The sequence below is a fragment of the Paenibacillus sepulcri genome (assembly GCF_042647105.1).
Taxonomy (GTDB): domain Bacteria; phylum Bacillota; class Bacilli; order Paenibacillales; family Paenibacillaceae; genus Paenibacillus_Z; species Paenibacillus_Z sepulcri.
The window spans coordinates 30,809-46,338 of record NZ_JBHRUP010000002.1; the positions used below are offsets into that span (position 1 = coordinate 30,809).

Sequence of the window (15,530 nt, forward strand, 5' to 3'; positions counted from 1 at the left end):
GATGATCCGGTGTGAAAATCTGGTGAAAATTTATAAACGGGCCGATTTGGAAGTGGTGGCCCTGCAGGGTCTTGATCTGCATGTGGAGGCCGGCGAGCTGACAGCGATTATCGGCAACAGCGGAAGCGGCAAATCGACCCTGCTGAATGTGCTTGGGGGGCTTGACCGCCCCACCGCCGGACAGGTGACTGTGGACGGGAAGGATTTGCTGCAAATATCGGAGAATGAGCTGGTCCTGTATAAGCGGGAAAGCGTCGGTTTTGTCTGGCAGAACAACGCCCGGAATTTGATTCCGTACCTGACCGCGCAGGAGAATGTCGAGCTGCCCATTCTGCTTAAGGGACGGCGAAAGCAGATCCGCGCTCTTGAGATGCTCGATGCAGTCGGTCTGAGCCACCGACGGAAAAACCGGCTGAACCAGCTTTCCGGCGGCGAACAGCAGCGGGTGGCCATCGCCATTGCGCTGGCCAATCATCCGAAGCTGCTGCTTGCTGACGAACCGACGGGGTCGGTCGATTCCAATATGGCCAATCAGATCCTCGATCTGTTCCGGAATCTGTGCCGCAGCCTCGGACTGACGATCGTGATCGTCACCCACGACCCGCTGCTGGCCGGGAAGGTGGACCGCGTCATCGCGATCCGCGACGGCAAGACGTCTTCGGAAATGATCCGGCGCAAATCCTATGCGCAGGAGCTGGAGGAGCTGGGCAGCGGCGCCGGAGCGGAGCAGCCGGAGCAGTCGCATATCGAATATGCGGTATTGGACAGGGCGTGCCGTCTGCAAATTCCGTCTGCCTATCTCGATGCGATCGGCATGAAGAACAAGAACAAAATCCGGGTGACTTTGGAGGAAGGAAGGATCGTGCTGTCGCCGCCGCAATAACTGGCGTCAAGGGCAGAAATACACTGGAATAAGCTAGTCAATATCGAATTGGGATGGGGGAATCGAATCAATGAAACGTATGATTCTGATGCTGGCTGCCGTGTTGATGACGGTGGCATTGGGAGCATGCTCAAACTCCGCTTCGGATGAGCCGGAGAAGAAAACGGTTATCTATGTCGGCAACGACACCATTGGAGATACGCTGACGAAAGGCCATCTGACGGAGCTTGGCTATGAAGTGACAGAGATGACCGACCGGGAGATTACGGATGAGAAAGCGAAGAACTACTCGCTTGTTTATATCAACTCCTCCATCAGCAGCGCCGGCAATATCGGCACGAAGCTGTATAATACCCCCGTTCCCGTCATCTATTCTTCCCCGAAGGTGATGAGCTATAACGATGTATCCGGCACACAGGAGAATACCGACTACGGCAAATTTATCGGCAAGACCATTACGATTAAGGACAGCAAGCATCCGATGGCCGCCGGACTTAGCGGCAGCGTGGATGTCTACAAATCCGACGGCAGCTTCCAGTTCGTGGTGCCGGGCGGAGAGGTGTCGGTGATTGCAACGGCTCCGGATGACGACAAGAAAGCGCTCATCTGCGCCTACGATACGGGAGCGAAAAATATGATCGGGAATGCAGCACCCGCACGCCGCGTGTTTTTCTATCTGTCACCGGAGGACATTATCTATCATACCGACGAGGGCTGGAAGCTTTTCGATGCGGCCATCCATTGGGCGGCGGACGCTGAATAAGCCGCCCCCAGATGAAGCAAACCGCCTATAAAGGTGAAAATATAAGCCCATAATTCTGCTCTTGTTCCATGGTAATTTTAGTAAGGAGCTCGCTATGAATGGAGTTTGGCCTTTTCTATCTATGATTAAGGGGGGGATGCGGCCAAGTTGAGCGCGGCACGCACTTTGTAATGAAAGCGCTTCTAAATCAGATTGATCCTATAAGGGAGGAATCCATGTTCATGAACAAATTGTTCATCTCGGCTCTGCTGGTTATTTTGACGCTCACAAGCATAGCCGGCTGCACAGGCAGCAATAATGGCGGCGGAACGCCGGAGCAATCCAATACCGCAGAGAACCCCGGAACAGAGAATACACCGACGACCCCCGATGATACGGGCGGTGAGGCGGACGACAACACTCTTTTCTTCTATACCGCACAAAATCCGGTTTATGAAGACGAAGCGAATTTCGACAGGCTGATCGGCCAGTATATCAAGAAGAAGTTCCCGGATATTACGCTCAAGCATGTCCACTGGAACGACGGCACGAGATACGAGGATTTGATCGCCAAAGGCACGATTCCGGATATCGTGTTCGAGCAGGTTCGCCGCAATACCTCCAGAATGGTCAAGAAATTCAAGTTGGAATACGATATGTCGGATCTGATCAAGCAGTACAACTTCGACATCAGCAAGCTGGACCCCGCAAGCATGGAGGTTGTGAAAACGGCTTCGGACGGCAAAATTTATTCGCTGCCCTTTGAATTGAGCGATTTTGTACTGGCGTATAACAAGGATATCTTCGATAAATATGGTCTGGACTATCCAAAGGACGGTATGACCTACGATGAAGCCTACGAGCTGGCCAAGAAATTGACCCGCCAGGACGGGGATATCACCTATAAAGGGCTTCAGCAGCATCCGAGCCATTATATGATGTACAACCAGCTGTCGGAGCCTTCGCTTGATCCCAATGAGGATAAAGGCGCGATGGATTCGGACAATTGGCTGAAGATCGTCAACAACATCAGACGCTTCTATGAGATTCCCGGCAATCAGTTCACCACGACAAGCGACTTCCCGAAAGGGCAGATGGGCATGTCCGTCGATGTGCTGGAGAACGTTCTGAGATGGTCGGTCGAAAATCCGGATTTGAACTTCGACATCGCGTCGGTGCCCGTATTTCCGGAAGCGCCCGGCGCCAAATATCAGCCCAACCTGAACGGGCTCTTCATTACCCAGCAGTCCAAGCACAAGGAGCTTGCCTTCGAGGTTATTCAATACCTGCTCTCCGATGAAGTGCAGGCCGAAAGAGCGAAGGAGGCGATTATCGGGCCGCTGAGCTCCGATGTGGTCCAGCAGGCTTTCGCCCAGAACATTCCGCAGATGAGCAGCAAGCATACCGAAGCGCTGTTCGCTCTGAAAAGCGCGATGCCGGCGCCCCGCAAACCGGGCCTGACGTTCATTAACCCGCCGGTGCAGCAGGTGTTCCAGCCGAATATTTTCGAGCAGTCCAAGGACAGCGCGACGGCGCTTAGGGTCGTCAATGAAATGATCAACAAACAGCTGGCCGAGACCAAGGCGGCGATAGAAGCCGGAGGCGACGGAACCGCCTATCAATAACAGTTTGCGAAGGCCTCTCCTGAATGGGGAGGTCTTTATATCCATATAAGAAAGTATAAAATTCGATCTGCCAACAATCAGGAGGATACACAAAATGAAAAAGATTATGCTGCTGCTTGCATCACTTATTGTGCTCGTTGGAGCCGCCGGCTGCTTCAATAATACCGAGTCCGCGGACACTGCCGGCCAGACGTCCGGGACCGCAGAAGGCAGCAATGCCTCAGACGGGACAGATTCGGGTGACAACGAGCTGTTCTTCTATACGGCCCAGAATAAAACCTATGAGGACGAAGCCAGCTTCGACCGCCTGATCGGCCAATATATCAGGAAGAAGTTTCCCGATATTACGCTGAAGCATGTCCATTGGAACGATGGCACGAGGTACGAGGATTTGATAGCCAAAGGAACCATACCCGACATCGTACTCGAGGAAACGTACCGCAATACCCACCGCATGATCGAGAAGTTCGGCCTGGAATATGACATGTCGGATATGGTCAAAAAATATAATTTCGATATCAAGCAGCTGGACCCGGGAAGCATGGAAAAGACCAAAACGGCATCGGACGGCAAGCTGTACGCGCTGCCATTCGAATTAAACGATTATGTTCTCGTCTACAACAAGGACCTGTTCGATAAATACGGCGTGGATTATCCGAAGGACGGCATGACCTACGACGAAATCTATGCGCTGGCCCAGAAGATGACCCGTCAGGATGGCGATATCACCTACAAGGGCTACCAGCAGCATCCGAGCCATTATATGTATTACAATCAGCTGTCCGAGCCCGTGCTGGATCCGAATGAAGACAAGGGGGATCTTGATTCGCCGGAATGGCTGAAAATCGTCAACAACATCAGACGCTTCTATGAAATCCCCGGCAACCAGTTCACCACGACAACCGACTTCCCCAAAGGGCAGATGGCGATGTCGGTGGATGTGATCGAGAATGTGCTGAATTGGTCTGTCGATTATCCCGATTTGAACTTCGACATCGCATCAGTTCCTGTATTTCCGGAAGCGCCGGCGTACAAATACCAGCCGAACGCGAACGGTCTGTTTATCACGAAAGAGTCGAAGCATAAGGATCTTGCTTTTCAGGTGATCCAGTATTTGCTGTCGGATGAGGTTCAGGAGGCCAGATCCAGGGACGCGCTCATCAGCCCGCTGAACAGCGAGGCTGTCCAGCAGGCCTTCGCGCAAAATATTCCGCAGATGAAGGATAAGCATACCGCAGGTATTTTTGCTCTGAAAAGCGCCATGCCAGCATCCCGCAAGCCGGGTCTGACGTTTATCAACCCTCCGGTGCAGCAGGTGTTTCAGCCCAATATATTTGACCAGTCCAAGGACAGCTCTACGGCGCTTCGGGTCGTCAATGAAATGATCGACAAGCAGCTTGCGGAAACGAAGGCGGCCGTGGAGGCAGGGGGCGATGGAACCCAATACCAATAAGGCAGCCCTATGAGACTGATTCCACCTATGTTGTCTTTCGGGTTTTATCGAAATTTGGCATCAGGAACCGAATCCCTGCAGCGTGTCTTCCTTTAGCCCGTGGAAAAGCTTATGTCCCTGCCGCGGGCTGATAGCATAAATCACCTATAGATTAAGTGATCATCACCTATAATCGGCGAAAAGGATCGCAGTATAATGAGGGCAACGATCGGGATGAAAGGAGTGCGAAACGATTGATGGAAGTCCGGCAAACTATGCAGGAAGTGGAACGATGGGCAATGTTTGAGCTAAGCTTTAATGTCCCGTCCGAAGGGGAAGAAAATCCGTACCGGGACGTCCGGTTCTCCGCACGTTTTCAATACAGAAACCGCACGGTTGAGCCGGAAGGCTTCTATGACGGCGATGGCGTTTACCGCATCCGCTTCATGCCGGATGAAACCGGGCCGTGGAGATACGAGACATCAAGCAGCCTCACCGGGCTGGATGGCCATCGCGGCGAGTTTCTCTGCATCCAGCCGTCACCTGGCAATCACGGCCCCGTACGGGTGAAGGACGATTACCGGTTTGTCTATGAGGACGGCAGCGCGTATATGCCTTTTGGCACGACCTGCTATCATTGGACCCACCATGGGGATGACAAGAATGAGGAGCTGACGCTGCTGACGCTGCGGGACTCCCCTTTCAATAAAGTGCGGATGTGCATACTGCCGACACGGGGGATGAGACCGCCGCATATCGCTTTTGCCGGAACCTGTCCGGAGGATGCGGACCGCTCGCGGTTTAACCCGGTATTCTTTGCCCATTTGGAGCAAAGGCTCGGAGATCTGCAGCGGCTTGGCATCGAGGCCGATCTGATACTGTTCCACCCTTACGATAAAGGCGAGTGGGGGTTCGACGGCATGGACCGGGAAGCCGATTTTTTCTATTTGCGGTATATCATTGCACGCCTGGCAGCCTACCGGAATGTATGGTGGTCCTTATCCAATGAGTACGATTTCAATAAATTCAAGACGGTGGAGGATTGGGACAGGCTTATTCAATTCGTCCAGCGCATCGATCCTTACCAGCATCTGCGTTCCATCCACAACGGCACCAAGATGTACGAATCCTCGCTGCTGTACGATTATACGAAATCCTGGATTACCCACCAGAGCATTCAGCACTGGGACCCCGAGTTGACGACGCAGTGGCGAAGCATGGCCGCGAAACCGGTCGTGATCGATGAAATCTGCTATGAGGGAAACAGCTCCCGGAGATGGGGCAACATCTCCGGCGAGGAGATGGCGCACCGCTGCTGGGAAACGGCGGCGCGTGGGGGATACGTCACCCACGGTGAAGCCTTCACCGATAAGGAAACGCGGGCCTGGGTATCGTCGGGCGGCGCGCTGTACGGGGAAAGCATGGACAGAATCGCTTTCCTGCGCCGGATTATGGAGGAAGGACCTGAGGATTGGCTGGGCTCCGCAAGAAATGGCGAGTATTTCCTGTATTATTTCGGACGGCATCAGCATGCCTATTATGAAGTAGCCCTGCCGGAGGAAGGCTCGTATTCCATCGAGCTGATCGATGCCTGGAACATGACTGTAACTCCGGTTATCGGTTCGATCCGGGGACGCTTCCGTGTCGAGCTTCCCGGCCGCCCATATATGGCCCTGCGCATACGCAAAAACAATCATGGCTTCGCAAGGAGTGAAATCGCTTGAAGGTTACGAAAGAGGTAGAGCGCTGGGGCGTGTTTGAGCTCAGCCTGGCGGGGCCGGACGATGGCAATCCGTTTGTCGACATACAGTTTGGAGCCAGGTTCAGAATAGGAACGCAGGAGTTCGAGGCCGACGGCTTCTATGATGGCGACGGCGTGTACCGCGTCCGTTTTATGCCTGAAACGGAGGGCGTCTGGACATATACGACCGTAAGCGGCTGCCGGTACCTGGACAAAATTGTCGGGGAATTTCACTGCACCCCGCCTTCGGCCGGCAATCACGGCCCAGTGCGGGTCAAGGACGAGACACTATTCGGATATGCGGACGGTACCCGCTATTTTCCGCTGGGCACAACATGCTATGTCTGGCATCTGCAAGACGGGGAGCTGCGGGAGAAGACGCTGCAGACACTGAAGTCTTCACCTTTCAACAAGCTTCGCATGTGTCTGTTTCCAAAGTCGTACCTGTTTAATCCCGATGAGCCGAAGCATTATCCGTTCGATGGATCTCCAAGGGACGGATTCGATCTTGCAAAATTCAATCCCGCATATTTCGGGGAGCTGGAGCGTCATGTTCTGGCGCTGTCGGAGCTCGGCATCCAGGCGGATCTGATCCTGCTTCACCCGTACGACAAGGGGCGCTGGGGCTTCGACCGGATGAACGCGGAGCAGGATGAGCGCTATCTGCGCTATACGCTCGCCAGACTGGCCGCTTACCGGAATGTATGGTGGTCGCTCGCCAATGAATATGATTTGATGACAGAGAAAAAGCCGGAGGATTGGGACCGGTATTTCCGCATCGTTCAGGAATGCGATTACGGCAATCATCTGCGTTCGATCCATAACTGCCGCGAGCGGTACGATTACGGGAAGCCCTGGGTTACCCATGCCAGCATCCAAACCAATGATGTCAAGGCCGTTTCCGGATGCACGCGCAATTATGGCAAGCCGGTCGTGATCGACGAATGCGGTTATGAAGGCAACATCCATACCCGATGGGGCAGTCTTACGCCGGAAGAGATGGTATGCCGGATTTGGGAAGGGACGTTCCGCGGCGGCTATGTGACGCACGGGGAAACCTACGTCCATCCAGACGATATTCTCTGGTGGTCGCATGGAGGAGAGCTCCATGGAGCAAGCGTGCCGCGGATCGCTTTTCTGGCGCGGCTGCTCGCGGAGGCGCCGGATTCGATCAAATACTGCACCGCTCGCTACGACGCTTCGACGCTGGAAATCGCCGGCGACTTTTATTTTCAGTATTTCGGACCGCACCGCTTCGCTTTCCGGGAATTTGCCTTCCCCGAAGGAACGTACAAAGCGGATTTGATCGACACCTGGAACATGACGGTAACCCCTTTAGAGGGGCGGTTTGAAGGAAGATCGCGCATCGAGCTGCCATCGGAGCTTTATTATGCTTTACGGATTCAAAGGGTCAATGAGGATAGTAACGCTATAACGGGAGAGTGACACGGCCTTGGATAAAACAATGGAATCCGCACCCTATTCATCAAAGCTCTGGTACGACAAGCCGGCCAAAATCTGGGATGAGGCGCTGCCGATCGGCAATGGACGGCTGGGAGCGATGATTTTCGGCAAGGTCTATCTGGAAAGGCTGCAGTTGAATGAAGATTCCGTGTGGTACGGAGGCGTGAAGAACGGAGATAATCCCGAGGCGAAACGGAATTTGCCCGAAGTCAGGCGGCTGCTCAGGGAAGGGCGGCAGCAGGAGGCGGAGGAGCTGGCCCAGATGGGGATGATGTCGATTCCGAAATCGCTGAATCCGTATCAGCCGCTCGGGGATTTGAACATTTACCATAATGGGGAGAAGGAGATGATCTCGGATTATTACCGGGATCTTGATATCGGGCAGGGAATCGCGCATGTAAGGTACCGCTTGAACGGCGTACGCTATGAGCGCGAGATGTTCAGCAGCTCGGTTGATCAGGTGATCGTCATCCGGATTGCCAGCGAGACGCCGGGCAAATTGAACCTCCGGTTTCAATTGAGCCGGCGCCCCTTCGACGAAGGCACGGCTACGCCCACCGGCGACAGCCTGCTGATGAAGGGGGAATGCGGGAAGAACGGCATCTCCTTCTGCACCGCGCTCAAGGCTTCCGCCAAGGGAGGAACGGTGCAGACGATCGGGGATTTTCTGCTGGTCCGCCATGCCGAGGAGGTCACGCTCTATCTGTCGGCGGCCACGACATTCCGCTTCGACAACCCCGAAGCGGAATGCCTCCGGCAGGTGGAGGCGGCGGCAAGCAAAGGCTTCATGGAGGTGAAGCGGGACCATACTGCGGAGCACACCGCCAAATTCCGGCGGGTCCGGCTTGAGCTCGGGTCCCCTGACAGCGGCGCCCTTGCGCAGAAGGTCCCGACCAATGTGCGGCTGGAACGCTTCAAGGAGGGAAAAGAGGATCTTCCGCTTATTTCGCTTTATTTCCAGTATGGGCGCTATCTTCTCATGTCCAGCTCGCGCCCCGGCAGCAATCCTGCGAATTTGCAGGGGATATGGAACGAGAGCTATACCCCGTCCTGGGAGTCGAAGTATACGATCAACATCAACACGGAGATGAATTATTGGCCTGCCGAATCATGCAATCTGTCCGAATGCCATGAACCGCTGTTCGATCTGATCGAGCGGATGAGGCCCAATGGCAGAAGAACGGCTTCCGAAATATACGGCTGCGGCGGGTTCGTCGCCCATCATAATACGGATATGTGGGGATCGACGCAAATCGAAGGCAATCATATGCCGGCATCGGTATGGCCGATGGGCGCGGCCTGGCTTTCCCTGCATTTATGGGAGCACTTCCGGTTCGGCATGGATGAGGCGTTTCTGCGTGAGAAGGCGTTCCCGGTCATGCGCGAAGCGGCGGATTTTTTCCTGGACTACTTGACGGAGGATGAGCAGGGACGGCTCATAACCGGACCTTCCACTTCACCCGAGAACCGCTTTATTCGTTCCAATGGAGCAGTGGGTTCGCTCTGCATGGCTCCATCCATGGATACGCAAATTGTGTATACGCTGCTAAGCGCGTGCCTGGAGGCGGCGAAGACGGTGCCGACGGACGAGATGCTTTGCCGCAAATGGGAGGATACGCTGCGCCGTCTGCCTCAGCCGCAGATCGGCAAATACGGCCAGCTGCAGGAATGGCTGGAGGACTGGGATGAGGCCAAAGCGGGACATCGGCATATCTCCCATCTCTTTGCCCTGTACCCCGGGGAAATGATCCATGTCCGCGATACGCCGGAATGGGCGGCGGCGGCGGCGCGGGCGCTGGAGCGCAGGCTGGAAAACGGCGGGGGACATACGGGTTGGAGCCGGGCATGGATTGTGAATTTCTGGGCGCGGCTGGAACAGCAGGAGAAGGCTTATGAGCATTTGAAGCTGCTGATTGCCAACTCCACGCTGCCGAATCTGTTCGACAATCACCCCCCGTTCCAGATTGACGGCAACTTCGGCGGAACGGCGGGCGTTGCGGAAATGCTGCTGCAGTCTCACCGCGGACAATTGAATCTGCTGCCGGCGCTGCCGGGCGCCTGGAAGCAGGGCAGCGTTCAGGGACTAAGGGCGCGCGGCGGTTATACAGTCGATCTGGAATGGGCTGATGGACAGCTTGCAGGCTGCCGGATTATCGCGACGAAGAGCGGATTATGCCGGGTCGTATACGCTTATCCGCTGATGACGCTGCATATCGCTGCGGATCAGGCGGAGGTCGCACGAACCTCAGACGGGTTCATCACGGAATTCGAAGCAGAAGCGGGCAGAACTTATTTCCTGACCCCGGTGCGCCGTGAGCTGCGCGCTTCAGCGTTTATGGGAAACGCAGGCGAGATGGACAGGAGTGAAGCTCTATAACGCAGAAATCCGGCGGCGCAGTGCTGCCGGAATTATAATTTTCCGCCAGGGGGCATGAAATGGAGCGACATCGTCAGCACGACCCGTTTGCGGAAATCGCTTCCCGCGAGCATCCGTCTAATGGGGAACATTTTAAGGAGATCCCGCCGTTAGCTTATCAGAAAACCTATTTTGCGCCCGGCCGGCAAGCATCGGATAAACCGGAGGAAGCCTCGTATGAGCAGCAGCTTGCCCTTTTCCAGGAGCAGCTTGAGCAGCTTCGCGGCCGTTATGCTCCATTTCTGCGGAAGCTTGCGCCTGCGGCCAGCCTGCGGCGAACACGGATAGAACTGGCCGAATTTCAATTCCGTTACAAGGCGGAGGAGGACAGCCGGTTCCGGCGCATCCTGGAGGGCGCGGGCGAATGGGAGACGGCGGGCATTCCCGATTTTCGGGGACCGACGGATGAAGAAGGGCGTTGGACGGGATATTACCGCTCCGAATTCGCTTTCCGCCCGGCTTCGCCGGACAATCGCGTTTATCTCGCATTCAAGGGAGTCGATTACAAGGCGGCTGTCTATTTCAATGACAAATGCGTAGGCGCGCATGAGGGCTTCTTCGCCCCTTTCGAATTCGACGTGACGGAGCTGCTGCAGGAGAACAATACGCTTGTGATCGAAGTGCAAAACGATTATCCCATGATGGGTGTCGGAGGAACGCTGCTGGACGGGGACAAAATATATGCGGCGACCGGTCCGGGGTGGGATGATCCGGACAGCGGCTGGCATCACTGCCCTCCGGGCGCCGGCTTGTATAACAAGGTGTATGTGGAGGAAAGGCCGCCGCTGTTCATCAAGGACATATTCGTCAGGCCTAATATAGACGAAGCGTATGCGGAGATATGGGTCGATGCGGAGAACGCGACGGACGGACTGATCGAGGACAGGGAAATATGCATCGAAATCCTGCCGGACAATTTCACCGGTGAGACATACGGTCCTTTTCCGTTCGTTATAGCGTATGCCGGTCCGGGTATGAACTATTTCCGGTACAGGATCGAATTGCCTGCTTTCCGGCTGTGGGAGCTGGAATCGCCCTGCTTGTATATAGCCCGCGTCTCGCTGAGGAGCGGCGGCCAGTGGACCGATTGTCAGGACCGCCATTTCGGGATGCGTAAATTTCAACTGGATGAACAGTCGCTGCCGAAGGGGTCTCTCTATTTCAATAACCGCCCGATTATACTGCGCGGCGCCAATGAGATGGGCCATCTCCAGCAGTGTGTGATGCGCGCTGATGACGGGCAGCTGATCGACGACATCCTGATCGCCAAGCTGGCAAATATGAATTTTTTCCGGATGACGCAGCGTCCCGTGCAGGAAGAGATTTACGATTATTTCGACCGTCTTGGCATGCTGCACCAAAGCGATTTGCCGACGTTCGGCCATATCCGGCGCAATCAGTTCGTCGAAGCGGTGCGGCAGGCGGCGGAGATGGAGCGGCTCATCAGGAGCCATCCGTCCTCCGTCATCGTATCGCTGATCAATGAGCCTTCGCGGACGGAGAAGAGAAGGAAAGGCCATCGCTTCCTGTTCCGCGATGAACTGGAAGCGTTCTTCGTCGCGGCCAGGCAGGCGATTTATATCGAGAATCCGGATCGCGTCGTCAAGAATACCGACGGAGATTACGACCCGCCTACCCGCGAGGGGCTTCCCGATTTTCATTGCTACACCATGTGGTACACCGACAATATTATGCCCGTCGGCAAAATGCACCATGGCTTCCTGCCGCCCATCCGGGAGGGATGGAAGGCGGGCTGCGGCGAATACGGAGCGGAGGGGCTCGATAATCTGGATGTCATGAGGGCTTATTATCCCAAGGAATGGCTTCCAGCCGGCGAAAGCGAAAATGAGCTCTGGACCCCAGAGAAAATCGTCCGTGCGCAGACATACGGCATGCACGGCGACTGGTATACGGAGCAGCGGACGATCGGGGAATGGATTCGCGCCAGCCAGCGGCATCAAAGCCTGGCGACGAAATGGATGACGGACGCATGGAGAAGAAGAGCCGATTATGTCGTTTCCACAGCCGTGCATCTGCTGATTGACGCATGGCCTTCCGGCTGGATGAAGGCGCTGGTCGGCGTCGACCGGGTCCCGAAGCCGGCCTATTTCATTTACCGCTCCTGTCTGGAGCCGGTCCGCGTTCATCTGCGCTGCGACAGGCTGAAGGCGTACGAGGGGGAACAGCTGGAGATCGAGGTGTGGCTTCTGAATGATACGGCAAATGCGCTTGAGAACTGCCGCATTCTCGCGACGCTGCGGGACGAAGCAGGCGATTATGGGCATTATGAGCTGCCTGCGGAGTCCGTCCCGCATACGGCCTCGAAGTATGCGGGCACGATCCGCTTCACCGTTCCTCAGGTCACGGAAAGGCGTTGTCTGTATGTGGACGCTTCCCTGCTTGACGATAGGGGAAATGCCGTGAACCGGGAACGCCTGGCATTCGAAGCGTTTCCGGATATTGCAGCCGGGGGTCTTCCGGTTAAGGCCGCTTATATCGGAGAGGATGCCAAGCGGCTTGCCGCCTCATTGCGGCTCTCCGCGGAGGCGGTTGCGGAGACCGGGGCGGATGAGGGTGCGGACTGGCGCGGCGATATTCCGCTTATCGTCTCGTCAGGCAAGGAATTCGCGGTCCGCAAGGCTTCCCTGCTGAAGCGGGTGAGGGAAGGCGCTTCACTCCTGCTGATCCGCGGCAGCGGCAGCGGAGGCGAGCAGGATGCCTGGGAGATTGAAGGGGCCGATGTGGAAGCGGTCAGAATGAAAACCAGATACACGCTGGCGATTGAACGAGGAACGCCCGGCCTGGAATGGATGAGAGAAGACGATTTCTCTTACTTCTATGACAAGAGCTGCGGGCGGATCGAGGGAATTGCCGACAGTCAGCTGGCCGGGGAAGGGCTGGAGACCATTGTGTTCACCTATCTGTACAGGCGCTCGGCCGGCGAGAAGGTTAAGCTGCCTGTCGTTGCAAGCAAGCTTCTCGGGAAGGGCGTCATCTATTTCATCGCTCTGCCGCTTGCCGGACGGGTTGGCTGCAATCCGGTGCTTGACCGGTTCCTTATTTCCTTGCTGGGGAGTTCCGGCCGCGGTCATGAAGCCTCTGCGGTGCAGTCGGTGTCCAGTCAGGAAAGGCAGGCATAATTCCGGTGCAGCGATTCAAGCGTTTCCAGCGATTTCAAGGAGGAGGCGACTATTCGGCCATGTGGGAAAAACTCGAGAACTCGCGGGTTGCAGGCTTCGATGTGAGAAGCCAGCTGCCGCGGCTGGTATACGAAGCAGCGATGCGCGCGGCGGCGGAAGGCGAACGGGAGCGGGCGAAGCTTCAAACGATTGCGGACGTGGAGCGCCGGCAGATGGCCGTCCGCGAAGGCATCGAGCGGTCCGTCGGGGGCATGCCGCCAATGGACACTCCGCTGAATCCATGGATTTCCGGGATCGTCGAGGGCAGCGGCTTCCGTATCGAGAAAGTGATATTTGAATCGAGGCCCAATGTGCATGTAACCGCGAACTTATACGTTCCAGCGGGCATCGAACGGCCGCGCGGCGCGGTGCTGCTGTTATGCGGCCACCGCGAGAAGGCCAAGCATTGCGACGAATATCAGACCGCCTGCCATCACCTCGTTCATGCCGGACTTGTCGTATTGGCGATTGATCCGATCGGCCAGGGAGAGCGGTTGAACTTGTTTGACCCGGTCACGAGGCAGGCCCTCATGTCAAGCGTGCGGGATCATGAGAATGCCGGCCGCAGGCTCATGCCGATGGGCGACAGCCTGGCGCGCTTCATGCTGCACGACGCAATCCGGGCGATCGACTATTTATGCACCCGGCCGGAGGTCGATCCGAACCGGATCGGAGCAATCGGCCATTCCGGCGGAGGGATGCAGACCTCGCTCCTGATGATGTACGACCGCCGGTTAGCGGCTGCCGCACCCGGCGGATTCATCATGAACCGCCCGTACTTTCTGCTTACCGGCAAGACGCAGGACGCGGAGCAGAAATGGCCCGGCTTCTCGGCGTCCGGCTTCGATCATGAGGATATTGTGCTTGCCATGGCGCCCCGTCCGGTTCTTGTGCTTGCGACAACATACGATTCCGTCCCGATCGAGGGGCCGCGTCATACGGTCGGAGTGAACAAAAGGTTCTGGGAGCTGTTCGGACAGGGCGACCGTCTGGAATTGTACGAGGACGAGAACGCGCACCGCTTCACTGTCCCGCTGGTGCGCGCGGCCGTCCGGTTCTTCTCGAAGCATCTGCTGGAGACTTCCGGGCCTCCGGCTGAGAAAAGCATTGAGCTGCTGCCGCCGGAGCAGCTGTGGTGCACCCGGAGCGGACAGGTGATCGGAGAGCTGGATGGGGCAATGGGCATATACGATGAGAATGGAAAGCGGCTTGCAGAGATCGAGTCGGAGAGACGGCAGCTTCAGGGCGGTATGCTGAAGCAAAAGGCTGTGGAATGGCTGCGATCAGCCGTTTATGCGGGCCGGTGCCCCGTTGACTTGAATCCCCGCCATGCCGGAGGCGGCGTGTATGACGGGATGCTGGTAAGCCGCGCCGTATGGTGGAGCCAGCGCGGCTTGTTGAATCATGCCCTGTTTTTCAGCGACGACTGTCCGGAAAGCGGCAAACGTCCGGTAACCATAGCAGTTTGGGACCGCGGGACACATTGCCTGGAGCCGCATGCTTCATGGATCCGGCAGGCCTGTTCGGCGGGTAGAATCGTTATGGTGCTCAATCCTACAGCGGTTGGCCCTCTTCTGCCGCATCTGGACGAACCGGACGAAGATCCGTATAAGCTGTTCGGTGTTCTCGACAAGCATACGGATGAATTGATGTGGCTTGGTGACAGTCTGGCGGCCATGCGCGTCTATGATGTTCTGCGCGCCGTGGATCTGGCAGCGGGAATGGCTGATGTGATCGACGAAGAGGATATCGAATTATACGGCTGCGGCAGGTATGCGGTATATGCGGGCTGGGCCGCAATGCTCCAGCCGAAGGTAAAAAGCGTCAGGATGGACCGCTCCTTCGGCAGCCTGGCGGAATGGATCCGCAGTCCATGGGGCGAGCCTGAAGACTCGCTCAGCTATATACTTCCCGGCATGCTGCGGTATTTTGACCTGCCGGACATGGACCGGTGGCTGGAGGCGGAAGGCCGTTTGAAGCGGGAAGCGGAACCCGCCGCAGTCGAAGCTGATCTTAACCGGGCCAATTGATCTGTTCCAAGAATCGAA

At 56.3% G+C, this 15,530-nt stretch carries 9 protein-coding genes; all 9 read left to right on the forward strand.

Features of this window, described 5'->3' with window-relative positions:
• Position 1: 1 nt before the first annotated feature.
• The 9 genes from ACFOLF_RS35330 to ACFOLF_RS35370 all read left to right on the forward strand — a co-directional run bounded on the left by ACFOLF_RS35330 (position 2) and on the right by ACFOLF_RS35370 (position 15,512).
• Entirely contained in the window at positions 2–883 is an 882-nt protein-coding gene (locus ACFOLF_RS35330) for an ABC transporter ATP-binding protein (protein WP_210045958.1), read from the forward strand.
• 70 nt (positions 884–953) lie between these two features.
• A complete protein-coding gene (locus ACFOLF_RS35335; protein WP_210045957.1) occupies positions 954–1,646 on the forward strand; it encodes a hypothetical protein in 693 nt (230 codons plus the stop codon).
• A gap of 221 nt (positions 1,647–1,867) precedes the next feature.
• Positions 1,868–3,250 carry an ABC transporter substrate-binding protein gene (locus ACFOLF_RS35340; protein WP_210045956.1) on the forward strand — a complete coding sequence of 461 codons (1,383 nt, stop codon included), beginning with the start codon at positions 1,868–1,870 and terminating at the stop codon, positions 3,248–3,250.
• A gap of 94 nt (positions 3,251–3,344) precedes the next feature.
• Positions 3,345–4,703, forward strand: a complete 1,359-nt coding sequence (locus ACFOLF_RS35345) for an ABC transporter substrate-binding protein (protein ID WP_210045955.1) — start codon at positions 3,345–3,347, stop codon at positions 4,701–4,703.
• A gap of 236 nt (positions 4,704–4,939) precedes the next feature.
• A complete protein-coding gene (locus tag ACFOLF_RS35350; RefSeq protein ID WP_210046032.1) occupies positions 4,940–6,406 on the forward strand; it encodes a DUF5060 domain-containing protein in 1,467 nt (488 codons plus the stop codon).
• The gene (locus ACFOLF_RS35355; RefSeq protein ID WP_210045954.1) at positions 6,403–7,869 is read left to right on the forward strand and encodes a DUF5060 domain-containing protein; all 1,467 of its coding nucleotides are present in this window, start codon (positions 6,403–6,405) and stop codon (positions 7,867–7,869) included. Before ACFOLF_RS35350 ends, ACFOLF_RS35355 begins: the two co-directional genes overlap by 4 nt.
• 19 nt (positions 7,870–7,888) lie before the next feature.
• Positions 7,889–10,264, forward strand: a complete 2,376-nt coding sequence (locus tag ACFOLF_RS35360; RefSeq protein WP_210046031.1) for a glycosyl hydrolase family 95 catalytic domain-containing protein — start codon at positions 7,889–7,891, stop codon at positions 10,262–10,264.
• Between the two features lie 59 nt (positions 10,265–10,323).
• Complete coding sequence (locus ACFOLF_RS35365; protein WP_210045953.1) at positions 10,324–13,443, forward strand: glycosyl hydrolase 2 galactose-binding domain-containing protein; 3,120 nt, start codon at positions 10,324–10,326, stop codon at positions 13,441–13,443.
• Positions 13,444–13,502: 59 nt separating this feature from the next.
• Positions 13,503–15,512 carry an alpha/beta hydrolase family protein gene (locus tag ACFOLF_RS35370; protein ID WP_210045952.1) on the forward strand — a complete coding sequence of 670 codons (2,010 nt, stop codon included), beginning with the start codon at positions 13,503–13,505 and terminating at the stop codon, positions 15,510–15,512.
• The last annotated feature ends 18 nt before the right edge of the window (positions 15,513–15,530 follow it).

Excerpts from the sequence above, each read along its gene's own strand:
- ACFOLF_RS35330 (WP_210045958.1), top strand. The coding sequence starts at position 2 with ATGATCCGGTGTGAAAATCTGGTGAAAATTTATAAACGGGCCGATTTG.
- ACFOLF_RS35335 (WP_210045957.1), top strand. The coding sequence starts at position 954 with ATGAAACGTATGATTCTGATGCTGGCTGCCGTGTTGATGACGGTGGCA.
- ACFOLF_RS35340 (WP_210045956.1), top strand. The coding sequence starts at position 1,868 with ATGAACAAATTGTTCATCTCGGCTCTGCTGGTTATTTTGACGCTCACA.
- ACFOLF_RS35345 (WP_210045955.1), top strand. The coding sequence starts at position 3,345 with ATGAAAAAGATTATGCTGCTGCTTGCATCACTTATTGTGCTCGTTGGA.
- ACFOLF_RS35350 (WP_210046032.1), top strand. The coding sequence starts at position 4,940 with ATGGAAGTCCGGCAAACTATGCAGGAAGTGGAACGATGGGCAATGTTT.
- ACFOLF_RS35360 (WP_210046031.1), top strand. The coding sequence starts at position 7,889 with ATGGAATCCGCACCCTATTCATCAAAGCTCTGGTACGACAAGCCGGCC.
- ACFOLF_RS35365 (WP_210045953.1), top strand. The coding sequence starts at position 10,324 with ATGGAGCGACATCGTCAGCACGACCCGTTTGCGGAAATCGCTTCCCGC.
- ACFOLF_RS35370 (WP_210045952.1), top strand. The coding sequence starts at position 13,503 with ATGTGGGAAAAACTCGAGAACTCGCGGGTTGCAGGCTTCGATGTGAGA.